The organism is Nonomuraea sp. NPDC002799 (assembly GCF_053592075.1).
The window spans coordinates 37,604-53,717 of the sequence record NZ_JBSFVA010000011.1 but is presented as its reverse complement, the minus strand read 5'-3'; the positions used below and the strand labels follow the sequence as shown (position 1 = coordinate 53,717).

Here is a 16,114-nt window from a genome sequence, read left to right as displayed (position 1 = left end):
CGAAGGAGAACGTCATGGGACGACTCGAAGACTTGGCTGTCCACCACGCCAACGCCGCCCGCTGGGAACTCAGCGAGGCCATCACCCGCATCGTCGCCCTCGACGATGAAGGGACGTTGCACGACAAGGACCTGGGCCGTATCGCCTACGCCTACCAACGGATGTCGTGGTGGCAGCAGGTCACCGACCTCACCCACGGCCGCGAGGAGAGCGTGGACGGCGCGACCGCGCTGTGGACCGTGCGGCAACGGGCACGGGAGCTGCTGATCAACGCCCGCCCGGTGACCAACGGCGGCTTGTTCGCCCTGGCGATGGCCGAGTCCCGCAGAAGCGGCGCGCGTGCCTTCCTGGACGCGACCGAGAAACTCGCCGAGGCTCTGGCCCTGCCCTCCGATCACGACACCCCTCAGACCGACACCGGCACCGCAGCTACCGCGAATGAGCGGACCTCGGCCGAGGGCTACCGTCCGTGACGCCATACGCGGGCGGTTCCCAGTTCGCGCTGATGGGCTGGGAAGGGGACCTCGCGATCGCGAGGTCCATGGCTGAGACCACGCGGTCTGCCCACCTCGCTGTCACGCGGCGGGTGGGGTTGGCCTCCCTCATCCCCGCCTCGAACAGGCGAGAAGGACACGGGCGAGCCGATAGTGCAGGCGGCGCGGTTGACCGGCGTCTCACAGGCGCGGGCTCGCGCAGGGCGGGGTGGCCGTTGATCGCGGTTGCCATCCCTGGCGCGGCGTACCTGTCATCGACGGCATGCCCTGCCTACAGACTGCCCTCGCCTTCGGCGCGCCCGTCCTTTCGGCGGTCATCCTGACCGCCGCCGACGAGCGCGCGTTGCCATACCAGGGGCGGTCATCACCCGCCGCTCGCCGTCCATCGTGCCCGCCCGAGCCCGCTCGGGTCGGAGTGCACCCCCGTGCCGACAGCTGGGCGGCGACCCCATGACTTCACTCCTCACCGACCCCTGTCACCCGACGAAAGGACGACACGATGGATCACCCCTACCAGCCCGGTCCGCTTCCCCCGCCTGGCGAACCGAGCAGTATCCCTCCCGCCTGGGGCATCACCACACCCCAGAACGAGACGGCGCGGCTCTCGTGTGAACAGTTGACCACCGAGAAGATCACCGCCATCCGGCACACCTTCTACACGGCGGCAGCGAAGACGATCGTCGCCTTGCAGAACGGGCAACGGCTCGCCGGCGAGCAGTTGTTCGCCACCGCGCACGCCCAGGCATCACGCGCCTGGTGGGATCTGGTGGATGAGGAGATCAACGGCAAGAAGCTGACCTCCGATCATGCGGTCCGGCGGGTGCGGTCCTGGGCCCGCCACTACCTGACGGGGGAGCCTCCGGTCGCTCGGCCGGGCACGTTGTTCGATCACGCCCTCGCTCACGCCGCGCGCATGGCCGCTCGTGACTTCCTCAGCGACAGCGGTCACCTGCTCACCCAGCACCTCATCGACCAGGCGGCCAACCCGGTCACGGCCACCCCCGTGGAACAGGACCGCCCCCGACCGGCCAGCCCCACCCCGCCCGCCTCGACGGGGGCCGGGCCATGACCGAGCCGCCGACCGGGCCTGCGCATCCCGGCGCTGGCCATATCCCCAAAGAAAGGACACCGACGTCATGAACAACTCCCAGCAGCATCTCGCCACCGGCGCATCGCCCGAAAGACTTCCGGCTTCACTGGAGGCGATCATCGAGCAGGCCCGTAGCACCCGCCAGCATCACCTCGACGACATCGTCTGGCGCCTTGGCCGGGGCGAGCGGCTGACCGCCGAGCAGATCTACGACACCCTGCGCGCGCAGACCTTGTGCGCGTGGTGGCTGCTGGTGGCCCGGCACATCGAGCACGCCGACGGCGGAGCCTTGCACCCGGTCCAGGCCGTGGCCAGGTTCGTCTCCTGGATCACCCCCTACCTCGGCGACCCCATCCCACCCGAGCCCAACCAGGCCGTACGAACGCGCGGGCAGGACGGCGAGCTCGAGTTCGCTCTGGCCCATCTCGGCCACAGCCTCGCGCTCATCCGGCAAGGCGCCGCCCGTATCTTCCTCGCTCAAGCCGAGACACTCGCGCCGGCCTGCTCCGCGAAGCAGTCTCCGAGTGCTTCGACTGGGCAGGAGGCCACGGCATGACCCATCCCCACCGCACCGGCACCGGCGAGCCCACCTCCGCCGCGTCAGAGACCATCACCACGAGCAGGCCCGAGCCGGGGCGGGTGGATGACTCGCGGGTGGAGTTCTTCCAGATGCTCGGCTGGCGGTGGGACATCACCGCCGCCAAGAAGCTCATCCGGGGCCGGGCTCCGGACGGGCGGGTCGTGACCGAGTGGTGGGCGGCCATGCTCAACCTGGTCGCCATCGACGCCGAGCATGCGGCTCAGGTGGATCTGTCCGAGCCGCTGATCGTGGCCACGGTCCCGACCGGGGGCGTGCTGATCATCGATGGCTGGCACCGGCTCTGTAAGGCCGTGACCATCGGTCTTCCGGAGTTGTCCGCCGTGGTGCTCACGACGGAGGAGGAACGCGCCTGCCGGATCTTCGGCGGAGAAGAGGGCGGAGAAGAGCTGGTGGAGGAGGACATGGCTGGTAGCGCCTGAGCCGGTGGCGTAGGTGGCATGCCCCGTCCAGCACAATCACAGTGTGCTGGGCGGGGCACACCTCCTGCGTCACCGGATCAGGCCCGTCCGTCCGGGTCTTTCCCCATGACCGGTGGGTGTTTGCCCGCCATGATGAGCGCGACCTTCTTCATCACCTTTTCGGGCGTGGGGTTCTGCATCAGGTACGGATTGGGCCCCAGGCCGAGTGGACTCACATAGGGGGTGGGCTTTTCCGGCTTGGGCTCGGGTTTGATCATTTTGATGAGGGGTCCGCCGCCGTCGGGGGCACCTGCTGGGTGCGGGTAGAGGGTGTGGCCGATGAGGCGCAGGACGGATTCGATGGGCAGCAGGTAGTCGATGAGGCTGGTCTCGTCGTCGTCGGACAGGGTGGGGTCGCGGGGGCGGTTGCGGTTGTGCAGGTCGACTTGCCCGGCTTTGGCGAGATGGTCGTAGAGCCGCCCTTCCAGCCACCCGGCCTCGCTGCTGTTCAACGTCTCATCCTCATTGGATTCATAGCGGATGAGCAGAGCCCGGTACCAGTGGGCGCGGTCCTTGAGCTGTTGCAGGACGCGGTGGCGTAGCCCGGGGGTAGTGGCTTTGCCGACGTAGGCTCCCCACCGGCCCTCGCTGTTAGGGCGGTCGAGCAGGATGTAGGCGCCGGGGACGTTCCAGCCTTGCTCGAGGCGGTTGGCGTGGTCGCGGTCGAGCAGGAGCATGCCGGCGACCTTGTGCTTGGCGCGGATCTTCATCGGGTTGTTGAGGTCGTAGGAGAGGCTGACGACGAGCTGGGACGGGGCGAACCGCATCGCGCACACGGGGGCGTCTCCTTCACCTGGCGCTGCTGAAGGCTTCTCGGACAGTATCGGCCACATTGCTCTGTGCGACCACGAGTATGGAGAGGAAACGTGCAGCTCACCCGCCGGATAGGTGCCCTCCTGGTGCAGGGCGACGCCATGCCGGATGCTGTCACGGCCCCGGTTGGGGCGTCATCCCGCGCGGTCCGCCGTGGTCATGGCCCGGGGGTGTGGCCGGCCCGTCCACGGCCCGTGAAGGCGTATGACGGCCAGTAGGACGTGCCGTCCAGTCCCGTACGTGGTCACGGCTGTCACTGTGGCCTACGGTCAACGTGGGTCGGGTTGGCCGGTGGCGGGGTGGGCGGTTGGGCGGGTGAATCCGATCAAGTCCTCGCGCTGGTAGGTGTCGATTTTGATGACGGTGCGCTGGTTGGGGGCGTGGATCATTTGTCCGCCGCCGATCACGAGGCCGACGTGTCCGGGGCCGTCGGGTTGCATGCGGAAGAAGGCGAGATCGCCGGGTTGTTCTTGGCCTGCTGGGATGGGTGGCCCGTGCCGCCATTGGTCGGCGGCGACGCGGGGGATGGTAATTCCGGCTGCTTGGTAGGCGCGCATGGTCAGCCCGGAGCAGTCGAAAGCGGCCGGTCCTTCGGCGCCCCACACGTACGGCCTACCGAGTTGGGCATGCGCGTACGCGAGCACGGCAGCGATCTGCTCGCCGGGGATGAGCGGGACGCAGGTCCCGGCGAGAGCGTCAACAAGATGTTGGGCGAGCGGCTCCCATTGAGCGTAGGCGTCGGGGCGGCCGGAGCGCTGGACGGCTTGGGCGGCCCGGGTGAGCGGGAGTTGTTCCCAGCGGGGCACCTTGACCAGGCGCTGGTAGAAGGTGCTGGTGGCGTAGCGGGAGTCGAGAATCTGCTCGGGTGTTCCCCAGCCTTGCGAGGGGCGTTGCTGAAACAGGCCCAGGCTGTCGAGGTGGCCGTAGCGCACGTTACGCAGCTTGGATTCTTGCAGGGCGGTGGCGATGGCGATCACCGCTGCCCGCGCGGGCAGGCCGCGCTCGGTCGCGATCTGGACGATGAGCGCGGCGTGGGACTGCTGTTCGCTGTCCAAGGTGGTGGAGGCGACACCGGTGGATGCTGGGGCCGCGACCGGTGTGCCCCCCGTACTGCTCGCTGTGCCGGGTGTGATCGCGCAGGCGACCCCACCGGGCGTCCCTGAGCTGCTCAGGATGCTGGTGGCGGCTGCGACGAAAGCCAAGACGATGAGCAGCAGGAGGACGGCGCCGGCCGCGGCGACCTTCACCTCGGTTCGTCTCCCGCACCGGCGGCAGGCTTGGTGCCGGGTTCATGGTGGGGCTGGTCGGTGCCGGGTGGGTTGTGGATCCGGCCGAGAGGCAGGTGCGGCCAGGCGTCGGCGAGGTCGGCGAGGTCGGCGAGTCGCATGCGGGGCTGGTGGGCATTGGCCCCGGCGGGGAGCCAGATAGGTCCGGCGGGTCCGTCGCCGTCGCTGGTGTGGACGGCGGTGGCGACCGGGATGTCGGCTCCGGTCAGGAGTGGGCGCAGGTTGGTTTCGCGGGCTGGGCTGGGCAGCCAGAACAGGACCGGGGTGTTGATGCCGGTAGCGTCGGCGAGGTTGCGGTAGTCGTGGAGTTTGTCGGCGACGCGCTTGAGCGTTTCGGTGCCGGTGTCGTGTTCGAGGAAGAAGTCGATCTCGGTGCCGTTTTCCCGCCACTGGCCCCAGGCGTCGGGGCGGGCCAGGTCGCCCCAGAGCTTGGCGCATTGCTGTTCCGACCACCAAGCCTTGACCTCGGTTCCCGTTCCGGGCCTTTCCTCGGTGCTCGTTGCGGGTGCGGGTTCTGCCGCGCTGTGGCGGGCGTAGTGATGCAGGTGGGAGAAGAAGTCGTTCACGCCGACCTGGTGCCGCAGTCGAGAGGAGACGGCGATGGGAACGTCGGGGTTGTAGCCGAGTTCCTTGATGCTGATGCCCTGGCGTACGGCCAGGACGGCGGCTCCGGCTTTGCCGAGGACCCAGTGGATGGGGGCGGAGCCTGCGCCGTATCCGGCCCAGGGCCGGAAACAAGTGACGGCGTTGAGCAGGTACAGGGTGCTCATGCGCTTGCGGGTGGACTGGGGAATGCCGAAGAAGAGGCGCTGGAGCTGGTGCGTGGTCAGCACGCGGTGCCGGTGCAGGTGAGTGAGGATGTCGTAGTCACGCGGGGTCAGCCGCGCCGACAGGGCGGGCAAGGTGTCGCGGTCGAGGCGGGGCTGTCCGGCGGGGATGGGTAGCACGCTCATGCGTGTCTCCTTACGGGTGGTGGGTCGGGTGCTGGGCTGGTTGGAGCAGGTGCAGGGCTGTGGTGACATGACGGTCCTTTCAGATCTGCGGTGATTGCGTGGCTGGTCGGCAGTGATGGTCAGTGGTGGTCGAGTGGGGAGGAGTCGGCGGGTGGTGGGCTGGAACGCGGATCGAGGCTGGAGGCGCTGCGGCCGTGGCCGGCTCTGGGCGGTTGGGAAGGAGCGGAGGGCTTCAGGGCGGTGAAGCTGTCGCGGGATGCCTGCCGGATCTCCTCCGCGCGGCCCTCGACCAGGGCGGGAAGGGGGCGGGTGCGCAAGGTGAACGCGGAGGTTTGCTGCCCGTCGATAACGAGACGAGCGGCGGCTTGGTAGGCGCCGAGGTGAGTGAGGTCGTGCGGGCTGATCAGCGGTGCGGTGTGATGCTTCAACTCGCCTGCGTCTTTGGGCGAGGCGTTGAAGTAGATCTTGTTGCGGGCGTCGGCGGACAGGGCTTCGCGCAGGTCAGCGGGGAGTTGGTCGAGGTGCTGGTGGGCTAGGACGAGGGAGAGGCGGTAGCCGCGCGCTTCGGCCAGGACGTCGTTGATGTGGCCGGGCAAATTCAAGAAGTTGTGACACTCATCGATCACCAGTGAGGCGTCGGGCCGGTCGGCTTCGGACACGTGTGAGCGGCGGGTGGCGGCTTGCCAGGTGTGGGCGAGCAGGATGGAGCCGAACAGGCGGGCGGCGTCATCGCCGAGGATGCCTTTCGGGAGCCGGGCTAGGACGAGCCCGCCTCGGTCGAGGAGTTGGCCGATGGGGACGGTGGTGTCCGGGCTGGCCAGCGCCTGCCGGACGAACGGGCGGAGCAGGACGGCGCGGAGCTTGTTCATTACAGGGCCGATGACGGTTGCTTGTCCGGCCGGGGTGAGGGCTTCGTAGGAGTCCCAGAATCCGGCCAGCAGCTCGTCACGTAGCTCGCAGGTGATCCGGGCGCGGAACGCTGAGTCGGTCAGCAACCGGGGCACGTCGGCCAGGGTTGCCTTGCGGCCCAGGACGCTGGTCAGGGTGAGGCAGGTGGAGCGGAGTAGGTCGTCGACGCGTGGTCCCCAGGCGGTGGAGAAGCAGCGGTGGAAGATGGTGACGACGGAGTCGACGGCGAAGGCGGGGTCGTGTCCGGCGAGGATGTTGATCGACGGTGGTGGGGTTGGGTCTTGCGGGTCGAACACCACGGTTTTGCCGACGGCTCGTTTGGGGAGCCGGTTGAGGATGTCGGTGATCAGGTCTCCTTTGGGGTCGATGACCAGGGCGCCACGGCCTGCTGCTGCGTCGGTGAGGACGAGGTTGGCGAGCAGGGTGGATTTGCCGACGCCGGTGCCGCCGAGGACGTGGGTGTGGTGGCGTCCGTCGGCTACGGGCAGCGCGACGGGCCGTGGTGGGCCGCTGTCGGCGTCGCCCAGGGTGCGGGCGGTGCCGCCCGCCGTGGTGCGGGGTACGGCCGGGGACGGCGCTACCGGGCGGGCTCCGGCGCGGGTGATGCCGGGCGCGTCGATGTCCCACGGCAGATGGGCGAGCGCGGCCAACTCAGTGACGGACAGCAGATAGCCGCCATCGAGGCGGCGCGAGTCGATCACCTTTCGGGCGCGGTAGAGGCGGGCTCGGCGCAGGTACTGGTGGCTTCCGGTGAAGAGGGCGAAGACGCCGGCCAGGGCGTGAGCGTGGCCTCGCAGCCACCCGCGAACCAGATCAGAGGAGCCCACACCATCGTGGCGACTGCTCATCGGAGTGCTCGTCCGGGTGGCGGTGGAGGCGGGTTCGCGGCTGGTGGCGACGGCGTAGCGGATGGCGACCGTGTAGCGCGGCTGACCGGCCTTGGCCAGGATGGTGCGGATCTGTTCGGCGCGTTCGGGGAAGTCGCGGGCCAGGTCACTGGTGCGGTGATGGTCGCAGGTGCTCGTGGGCAGGGGAAGGATCTCGTCGAAGACGCGGCCGAGGCTGTGGCGGCTGCCTCCTCCACGCAGGTGGGCGGCTGCCTGGTAGGCGTGCCGCAAGCGGCGGCCGGTGGTCGGGCGGGCCAGGACCTGGACGACGGCGTACTCGCCCTCGTGTAGTCCGCTCATGGCCTCCAGCAACGATCGGATGGGGTCGTGGTCGTGGTCGGTCTTGAGCGGGAAGTGCTCGGGCGCGGCCAGCACCAGCCGCCCGCCCGTAACCTCGGCCTCTACGGGCAGAGGCGAGGTGGCCGGGCTGGTGGTGGTGGTCGCGCCGGGCCAGGCGGCTTGGACGGCCTTCTCCACGATCCCCGGGGGTATGGTGCCGGGCACCCACAGGCGGATGCGCACTCCGGCGTCGCTGCCGTGGTACTCCCACACCAGATGCGGTTGCCCGGCGAAGGCGCGTTTCCATGCGGGGCGGAGCAGGCCGACGAGTTGGCGCCACAGCACGAGCGCGCCTTCAGGATCGCTGCGCGGCGGGCTGGAGATGTCGATGAGGCGGGCTTGGGGGGTCATGTCGGCGTGGTGGAGCCGGCCGAGCAGGTAACGCACCGCAGCAGCCACAGCCCACACCACCCCTACTACCGCAGCGAGGCGGGGACCGTAGGTAAGCGCGAGTTCGGGCAGACGGGCAGGCAGCTCGGCCAGGAAGTCCAAGGCTTCCTGAACATCACGCTCGTCGATGCCGCACAGCAGGCACAGCCCATCCGGGCTTGGTGCCGGGGTGATGGTCATAGCGGGTCGCCGTCCTCGTCTTCGTCCCGGCTGTTGGTGGTGATCTCGGCGCAACCGGGAGGGCCAGGTGGTTGCGCAGCGTGCGTCGGGAGCGGGCTGTGCTGATCGCGCTGGTCGTGCTGATCGAGTCCGGCGAGGAACTCCGGGTCTGTGGTGATCAGTTCGGCTTCGCGGGGTGAGGCGATGATGTGGATGGCGGCTCGGCTGGCGGGGCCGGCGACCAGGAGCGCCTCGCCGCGTTCGGCGGTGAGCAGGAACTGGCGCTCGCCCTCGGTCAGGTCGAAGGCGTCGCCGACCGCGCCGATGGCCTGCGGGGCTTGGCGTAGCAGGATCTGGTTGGCGGCGTTGGCCACGATCGCTTGCCCCAGCTCCGAGCCGAGCAGGTCCGCGGCGTCCTGGGTGACGACGGCGAGTCCGGCCCAGTGCTTTCTTGCTGCCTTCGCCATCCGGAAGAGAAAGCGGGCGCCTTCGGGTTCTTTCATCAGCAGCCAGGCCTCATCGACCACGACGAGGCGTTTCTTGCGGTCGCGCGGGTTGGCCACTCGCCGCCAGATCGCGTCGAGAGCCAGCAGGGTGCCGACGGCTTTCATCTCTTCGGGCAGGTCGCGGAGACAGAAGACGGTCAGATGCCCCGAGGGGTGGGTGGTGGTGGGGCCGTCGAACAGTTCGCGGTAGGAGCCGGAGACGTAGGGGGCGAGTTGCCCGGCCAGCTCTGCCCCCGCATGCCCTCCGTACTCCTTTCTGGTAAGCGTGGTGACCAGATCGGCCAGGAGCGGGGCGGGCCGGGTCCAGGTGGCGGGGTCGCGGGTGATTCCAGCGGCCTGGTAGGTGGCGATGATGGCCGAGTCCAGCGTTGCCCGCGTCTGTGCGGTGAGCTGGCTGCTGAGCATGGAGGCGATGAGGGTCTGCAGGAACATGGCCCGCCGAGACAGCACGTCATCGCGGGGGCCGTGGCTGGCGGGCAGGTCGAAGGGGTTCCACCGCACGCCGCTGGCTCCGAGGTGCAAGCAGGTGCCACCGACCGCGTGGGCCAGGCGCGCGTATTCGTCTTCGGGGTCGACGACGGCGACCTCGACGCCTTGGTAGAGCAGGCGCAGGGTTTCGAGTTTGGTGAAGAAGCTCTTGCCGGCGCCGCTTCTGGCGAGGACGACGGAGTTGTGGTTGTCCTGGGCGTAGCGGTCCCACAAGACGACGCCGGAGCTGGTGGCGCTCAGCCCGTACAGCACCCCGGTCTCACCGACGGTGGTAGCGAGGTCGGGTGAGGTGAACGGGAAGGCCGCCGCCAGTGCGGTGGTGTCGAACGTTCGCGTCGCGTGGAGGGAATCGACCCCGAGCGGGAGGGTGGTCGTCCACCCTTGCAGGGCGCGGAAGGTGGCCGGTTGCGGGTCGAGCAGCAGCGACGATGCCAGCGCCCGAACCCGCTCCACCTCGGCGGCCAGCTCCGGCTCGGAAGGAGCATTGACGGTGAGGTAGAGGCCGACGTTGAACAGGCGGCCGTGGCCTCGGGCGAGGCTGTCGGCCAGGTTGGTGGCGTCGTCGGCGGCGGCTTCAGCGGCGAAGTCGGCGAGTCGACCGTGCTGGGCGTCGGAGCGGCTGGCCGATTCCAGGCGGGCAAGCTGGCGGCGCAGCCGCATGGCCGCGACCTGCTGGGGGATCGGTTCGACATGCAGGGACACATCCAGGTGGCCGGGGTAGGTGAGCAGCGGCTCCAGCCATCCCGCGCCGACCTCGCGCGGGTAGCCGGTCACCGCGAACGACGCGCAGACGGTATTGGGCAGCGTCAGTGTTCTGACGCCGACGTGCGCCGACCCGGGATAGGCGAGGGTGCTGGGCTGGTGGTCGCGGTGGCGGCGTAGCTTCACGAAATGCTCCTGGTCGAGGTGATCAGTTCGTCGGGCAGGGCCTGGCCGAGCGGGTGCCGGCCGCCGGGGTCGAGACACTCGGCCAGCGCCTGGCTGGCTGCGTCGGCGTCGAGGACGCGGGTGGTGACCCCGAGCGCGGCGAGGCTGCGCTCGGCCTCGGCGGCCCGGCGCAAGACGACGGCCGCGGAGACGTCCCGGCGGACCGAGCGTCGTCCCCGGTTGGTGGCTGGGTGGTCGCGGAGCACGATGAGCACCTGCCTGGTCAGCAACTCGCGCGAGGTGTTCAGCTCGGCCAGGTAGTCCGCATGCTCCCGGGCGGCGTCGGCCAGCGCGGCGTGCGGCAGCACGTCTGCCTGGTGCTCGATGGTCTCGACCAGGTCGGACAGGTCGGCGGGGCGGGCGCGGGCGAGGATCTGCACCGGTGCTTCGAGCGAGTTCAGCCATCGTCCGAACACCCCGACCAGGGCCGCCTGTTCGCTGGTGGTGCGCAGGTGGAAGGACAGGGTGCTGGTCTCCACCAGCACGGCGACGCCTCCGTCGGTGAGTTCGAGGGCGCCGTCGGTGCGGATCGCCCGTACCGGCAGGCGGAGCGGGGTGGGTAGCTTGCCCCGCAACCGGCACCACCGTGGCGGATCGGCGACCCCATCGGGCGCAGCCACCAGTCGTTTGCGTGCGCGGGTGTGGAGCAGGGCGGCCAGGGCGAAGCGGTCCAGGCTGAGCCCGTCGCGTCGCCCGAGCGCGATGGTCAGGCCGAGTGCCACGAGCGGCAGGACGATGGCGGCCAGGATGATGACGGGTAGAAGCTGATGGAACAGGTAGTAGATGGCGGCGGCGATGCCGCCGGTCAGGGTGATGATGAGGATCTGCCGGAAGGTCAGACCATAGGCGATCTTGTCCGGGCAATTGATATCAGCGGGAATATTCGTGATCAACGGCTCGGGCTCATTCACTGGCCGTTCCTCCTGCGCGTTCGGCGGGGCGGCAGGTCAAGACGCAGCTGAAGCTGCCCGGGCCGGGCCGGGCGGGTGGGCATGCCGGGCAGCATCGGCTGCACCCACGGCGGTTTCGGGCGGATCCATGGGCTGCTCGGTGCGGCCGGGGTGGGCGGTGTGGGTGGGCGTGGCATGCGGGTGACCGGGAACGGCAACGCCAGCTGACGTCCCCGCATGGCGGCGGATCTTGCCCGCTGCGATCCCGACGACGATGCGGCGGGTGGCAGGTTGAGCGGTAGCTGGAGCTGCTGGTGGCCGCGCGGTCCGGCCGGGGTGGGCGCATTCACTGGTGGTGTTCCTCCCGTGGTGGGTCCGCCGGTGGGTTGTGCTCCTTGTGGTCCGCCGCGCGGTCGAGGTCGTGCGGGGCCACGCCGTGCGCCGCCTGCGGTGCCGGGTGGTCGGCGGTGGCGCTGGTGTGCGGCTGGAGTGTTCCGGGTGGCGGTGCGGGCGGCCTTGCCGCCTCTGGTCAGGGCGGTTTTGGCCAGGCCGAGGGTCTTGTAGACGATCAACGCCTTGATCAGGCGGTGCAGCAGTTGCGGCTGGGAGTGCTGCCAGACCGAGCGGGCGACCCAACCGGGGATCTTGATCAGGATGAACAGCAGGCCGATCAGCACCAGCGTGTCGATCGCCCGCATCACCGCCGGTTTGACCGCTGCCGCGACGGGGTCGCTGGCGGGGGTGGCGAAGGCGTCGGTGGCGTCGGTGAAGTAGATCTTGAACGCCAGGATGAGCACCAGCGCCTGCAGCACCTGCATGATCAGGACGCCGGTGAAGGCGCGCCACCACAGCCGGGCGATGTGCTCGGTCTGCGGCAGCGCGTGACACAGCAGGGCGAGCGGTGCCGCGATGATCAGGAACAGCAGCAACGCGACGCGCACGATCGCGATGAAGGCCAAGATCAGGCCCATCACCACGGCCAGGCCGATCATCCAGATCAGGAACATCTGCGGGCTCTGCAGCTGTCCGACCGGGTTGATGAGCTTGTTGGCGATCAGGTCGCCGGCCCGCCGACCGTCGACCCCGTCCTCGAGCAGCGCCGCGACGAGGCCGTTGGCCAGTTCGATGGCGTACTGGCAGAGGGTCAGCGAGAAGTTGAGCGCGATGGCGGCGACCACGACGCGGGGCGCGACCTCGGCTGCGGTGGTGGAGGTCTGCACGCTGCCGTACGCCATTACGATCACACCCGCTGCCAGCACGAACAGCGCCAGCAACGCGTTGGCCACCACCCGGACGTGCACCGACAGCTCCTGAACCCGCGCCAGCATCGACGGCGGCGGAGCCGACAGCAGCAGCGTGCCGACCATCTGGAAGGCAGGCTGGATAGCCTCGGTGACGATCGCACCGAACCAGCCGTTCAACGCCTGGTTGATCTTGCAGCCGAAGTCCAGCCAGCCGCACTCCTGCGCCTCACCGCCCTGCTCTGGTGCCGGTACCGAGGTGGGCCTTGGCTGCGATGCGGGAGCCGTGGGCTCGGTGCTCGGGATCGGCTGCACCGGCGGCGTCAGCATCGGCCCCGTCGGTGCCGTTGGTGTCGCGGTCGGCTTGGGTGCGGGTGTGGTGGGCGGTGTGGGCTGCTGGTTCGTGGTCGGCGCGGGTACGACTGGAGGGCTCGGCTCCGCGGCGGCCAGGGCAGCCGTGACGGTGAGCGTGATGGTGATGATCGTGAGGATTTGCGCCATGCGGCGACTTGTGGCGGTCAGCAGTGTCCTCGCTGTGCGCGGGCGCGGTGGTGGCGGGTGGCGGGTCATCGTCAGGCTCCGACGATGCCTTTGAGGACGGTGACGAAGAGGGGAGCCAGCACGGCGATGCCGTAGCCGAGGGCGGCGTAGCGCAGGGTCTTCTTGGCCGCCTCGACCTCGCCGGGGTCGCCGCTGGCCAGGATGTAGCGGACCCCGCCGACGGTCAGGAACAGGGTGGCGAGGGCGACGAGCAGGCCGATGATGACGTTGCGCAAGTTGTCGATCACCGCATTCAGCGAGGCCGGCGCAGCCAGGACCTGGCCGGAGACGGAGGCTGGGACAGAAGTAGAGGCGTCGGCGGCTGTGGTGACGGCGTGGGCGATGGCGTATTCGAGCAGGGTGCCCAGGACGATGCCGCCGAGGATCGTCAAGGCGACGAGCAGGACTTTGAGGCTGCGAGCCTGCGACGATGAGGTGGTGCGGCGCTGGCGGAATGTCATGTGCTGCCTTCCGGAACGGGTTGTGCTGGGTGCGTTGGCGGTGCAGGTGAGGCGGCGGCGCGGAGGTGCCGGGCCCGGCTGCGGGGCCAGGTGGGCGTCCTCCTTCAGTGAGCGAGTGCGGGTGGGCTGGGCCGGGTGACAGGGACCGGTGACCAGGTACGGGTCCCGCTGCCGGGCCCGGACGCCCTCCGCGCTGCCTTCTCACCGGGTAAAAGACCTGGGTGAAGGGCCGAGTTAGGACATCGGGGCCAGTGGATTTTGTGCAGTCTTTGCTGGCTGCTCGCCGTCGGCGCCGGTGTGATCGCTACAGGTCGCTGGACAGTTCGCCGGCCTGGAGCGCCTGGTAGAGGGCTGTTTCTGCGCGCTGGCGGCGCTTGAGCGTGGTGCAGTAGAGCAGGCCGCGGCGGCGGCAGTAGGAGCTGAGCGGAATGCCTTCCAGCCGGGTGAAGGTGATCAGCTCCGCCTCCAGCTCGGTGACGATCCCCTGGGCGACGGCCTGGACCAGGAGCAGGTCGGGGTGGCCGGCCGGGTAGGTGAGCGTCTGCTGGTCGCTGTCGGTGCGGTCGGTGAGGTCGGGGTCGGCCAGCAGGTGGGGCTGGTTGGTGGCGTGGGCGCGGATGACGGCGATGTGGGTTAGCCGCGACAGCCGTAGCACCGGGTGTGACCAGGCCAGGTTCACCCGGTAGACGGCCTCCATGTAGGCCGTCAGGACCTCGGCTCCCAGGTCCTCGCGGCAGGTCCGCTCGGCCGGAGTCTTGTCGGCGAGCCCGCCGGTGAGGCGGCGCAGCATCGGGATCGCCAAGGCGACGGCAGCGACCATCCACGCCCCCCGGTGAGTGCGGGCCTGGTCGATGAGGTGCCGCCACACGTGGTCACGGGTGGTGCGCGAGCAGGACGGGTGCAGCAGCATCCCCCGCAGCTCGCTGAGCGGGATCGGCCGCGCCGGAAGCCCGTGCCCGAGCAGTGCGCCGTCGAGCGAGAGCGGGGCCGGTCCGCGCATGAGCAGGGTGAAGGCATGCTCGGCCACATCCAGCGGCAGCGACCCGCCCGGGCTCAGACAGTCGTCGAGCACTTGGTCGGTGTGTGCGTTGTCCGCGTTGGGGTCAATGGCGGACAACGCTTCGGCCGAGGCCGGGTGGGTTGTGGGCGCACCACCAAGGATGGTGCCGTCGGTGGCCGGGCTGGCCATGGACGGGTTGGTGGTGGCGTCCGTGGCAAGGCGGATTGAAGGGTGAGACATGGCGACGCTCCCGAGAAGGCGTGTTCGGTTCGGACGTCGCCATGTCGCCAGAGAGCCCGAGCAGGAATCGGGCAGAAAATGATCAGACATCGGGCACGGCAAAGATCACCCCAGTTTCGGATCATGCCCCGGAACCATGGATGACCTGCGAAAACCCCGAGAAGTGGGGGATACGGCCCTCGGGAAGCACGATGGAGTGATCTACGATGTCGCACCCGGAAAGCCGTCTCGACCTGCGGTAATGGGATGAGGCTGAAAGTCTCGGGTCAAGCTTGCGTCAAGCGGTGGACCCGATCCCGACCCCGTGAGGGGTCGGGATCGCCCGCTGCGAGGCTCGGCCTGCAGCGTGGTCGTTCAAAGGCCCTCGCGTGGATCGTCGGGGCGGGTGGGGAAGGAGCTGGGAGCACTGGTGCGGAGCATGCGGGCCTCGGCTTGCGCTCGGGAGATGACGGCCGAGACGGCATCGGCGGAACGGCGGGCCGCCAGCTCCCGGACCTCCTGGGGCGGGTCGCGGTCATCGATGACGATGAGCGTTCCCTCGTCGGTGAGGTGGCTGCGGACCCTCCAGCCGAGACGGCGGCCCGCCGCCCGTGCGGCCCGCCGTACCTCGGCCGGCTCGCCCAGTTCGGCCATCGCTTCGCGGGCGAGGACGACCTGGCCGTAGAAGCCGCGGTACTCCGGCTTGAGGCAGGCGGACATCATCGCCTTGACCTGGTCGACGAGCTTAGCGAAGCGGCGTTCGGCCAGCTCGTCCTTCTGGCTCGGCATGCAGATCGTCTCCCGCTGACTGCCTCGCGGTGTCCTCCTCTCAGCCTAGGTCGCACCGGCCAATGGTAGGCGGGTGATCGCTCGCAGCGAAGGTTGAGTATTTCTCAACGAAGGCCAGTGACCGGCAGCTCGTGTCACCGATGGTTCACAGCGCGCAGGTCAGAGCGTTGCACTGAATACCCGAAAGGAGCAGCCTCTCCATTTCCGGACCCGTGTAGGGCCGTATCGCCGCTACCCAGAGAGGGGTCGTCAGCCCTCTGACGCGCGGCATGTCCCCCTCACCCAACATCCAGTGAGACCACTCAACCTTCGCTGCGAGAGGTCAGTGGGCAACCGTGGCTGGCGCCGGTGACGAACGTTGCCCGGAACGTGCACGAAAACGCTGTGACCTGCGAAAACGGAATTCCTGGCGAAGAGTTGACGGAGACGCGGGAATGTGGATGCTGGCCCGGCCGGTCGGCACGCGCCGACCCGCACGCCTCCCGTACGAGCCGGACCCCCTCCAGCATCCGACCCGTATGCCGCATCATCATCTGCGTGACCATATACATGCGAAGGTGAATGGCGGAGGTGGGGTGGAGATACGTCGCCCCAGATGCGAGCCAGCTCAACGACTTGGCGAGCGCCTAACCGGCACGGTCTTCCGCAGCTTGTGGATGAGAAGCCGGGAGCC

At 69.1% G+C, this 16,114-nt stretch carries 14 protein-coding genes; 4 read left to right on the top strand and 10 right to left on the bottom strand.

The annotated features are described in order from the left end of the window. Nucleotides 1–14: 14 nt before the first annotated feature. The 4 genes from ACWD0F_RS21205 to ACWD0F_RS21190 all read left to right on the top strand — a co-directional run bounded on the left by ACWD0F_RS21205 (nucleotide 15) and on the right by ACWD0F_RS21190 (nucleotide 2,604). Nucleotides 15–473, top strand: a complete 459-nt coding sequence (locus tag ACWD0F_RS21205) for a hypothetical protein (protein WP_449877912.1) — start codon at nucleotides 15–17, stop codon at nucleotides 471–473. A gap of 637 nt (nucleotides 474–1,110) precedes the next feature. Further along, entirely contained in the window at nucleotides 1,111–1,563 is a 453-nt protein-coding gene (locus ACWD0F_RS21200; RefSeq protein WP_449877910.1) for a hypothetical protein, read from the top strand. A 67-nt stretch (nucleotides 1,564–1,630) separates the two neighbouring features. After that, a complete protein-coding gene (locus tag ACWD0F_RS21195; RefSeq protein WP_449877908.1) occupies nucleotides 1,631–2,140 on the top strand; it encodes a hypothetical protein in 510 nt (169 codons plus the stop codon). Then, a complete protein-coding gene (locus ACWD0F_RS21190; protein WP_449877906.1) occupies nucleotides 2,137–2,604 on the top strand; it encodes a hypothetical protein in 468 nt (155 codons plus the stop codon). Before ACWD0F_RS21195 ends, ACWD0F_RS21190 begins: the two co-directional genes overlap by 4 nt. 77 nt (nucleotides 2,605–2,681) lie before the next feature. Here ACWD0F_RS21190 and ACWD0F_RS21185 read toward each other — a convergent pair whose 3' ends face one another. The 10 genes from ACWD0F_RS21185 to ACWD0F_RS21140 form a co-directional block, all read right to left on the bottom strand. Further along, entirely contained in the window at nucleotides 2,682–3,410 is a 729-nt protein-coding gene (locus tag ACWD0F_RS21185; RefSeq protein WP_449877905.1) for a hypothetical protein, read from the bottom strand. A gap of 315 nt (nucleotides 3,411–3,725) precedes the next feature. After that, on the bottom strand, nucleotides 3,726–4,703 hold the full coding sequence (locus tag ACWD0F_RS21180) for a C40 family peptidase (protein ID WP_449877903.1): 978 nt from the start codon (nucleotides 4,701–4,703) through the stop codon (nucleotides 3,726–3,728). Then, nucleotides 4,700–5,695, bottom strand: a complete 996-nt coding sequence (locus tag ACWD0F_RS21175; RefSeq protein ID WP_449877902.1) for a replication-relaxation family protein — start codon at nucleotides 5,693–5,695, stop codon at nucleotides 4,700–4,702. Before ACWD0F_RS21175 ends, ACWD0F_RS21180 begins: the two co-directional genes overlap by 4 nt. A 119-nt stretch (nucleotides 5,696–5,814) precedes the next feature. Further along, a complete protein-coding gene (locus ACWD0F_RS21170; protein ID WP_449877900.1) occupies nucleotides 5,815–8,229 on the bottom strand; it encodes a type IV secretory system conjugative DNA transfer family protein in 2,415 nt (804 codons plus the stop codon). 167 nt (nucleotides 8,230–8,396) lie between these two features. Beyond that, on the bottom strand, nucleotides 8,397–10,262 hold the full coding sequence (locus tag ACWD0F_RS21165; protein WP_449877898.1) for a VirB4 family type IV secretion system protein: 1,866 nt from the start codon (nucleotides 10,260–10,262) through the stop codon (nucleotides 8,397–8,399). Continuing rightward, on the bottom strand, nucleotides 10,259–11,212 hold the full coding sequence (locus ACWD0F_RS21160; RefSeq protein ID WP_449877896.1) for a PrgI family protein: 954 nt from the start codon (nucleotides 11,210–11,212) through the stop codon (nucleotides 10,259–10,261). Before ACWD0F_RS21160 ends, ACWD0F_RS21165 begins: the two co-directional genes overlap by 4 nt. Beyond that, nucleotides 11,209–12,933 (bottom strand): hypothetical protein, encoded by a 1,725-nt coding sequence (locus ACWD0F_RS21155; RefSeq protein WP_449877894.1) that lies wholly within the window; start codon nucleotides 12,931–12,933, stop codon nucleotides 11,209–11,211. Before ACWD0F_RS21155 ends, ACWD0F_RS21160 begins: the two co-directional genes overlap by 4 nt. A 71-nt stretch (nucleotides 12,934–13,004) precedes the next feature. Further along, on the bottom strand, nucleotides 13,005–13,433 hold the full coding sequence (locus ACWD0F_RS21150; protein WP_449877892.1) for a pilin: 429 nt from the start codon (nucleotides 13,431–13,433) through the stop codon (nucleotides 13,005–13,007). A 304-nt stretch (nucleotides 13,434–13,737) separates the two neighbouring features. Next, nucleotides 13,738–14,673 carry a hypothetical protein gene (locus ACWD0F_RS21145; protein WP_449877891.1) on the bottom strand — a complete coding sequence of 312 codons (936 nt, stop codon included), beginning with the start codon at nucleotides 14,671–14,673 and terminating at the stop codon, nucleotides 13,738–13,740. 354 nt (nucleotides 14,674–15,027) lie between these two features. After that, on the bottom strand, nucleotides 15,028–15,441 hold the full coding sequence (locus ACWD0F_RS21140; protein ID WP_449877889.1) for a hypothetical protein: 414 nt from the start codon (nucleotides 15,439–15,441) through the stop codon (nucleotides 15,028–15,030). Between the last annotated feature and the right edge of the window lie 673 nt (nucleotides 15,442–16,114).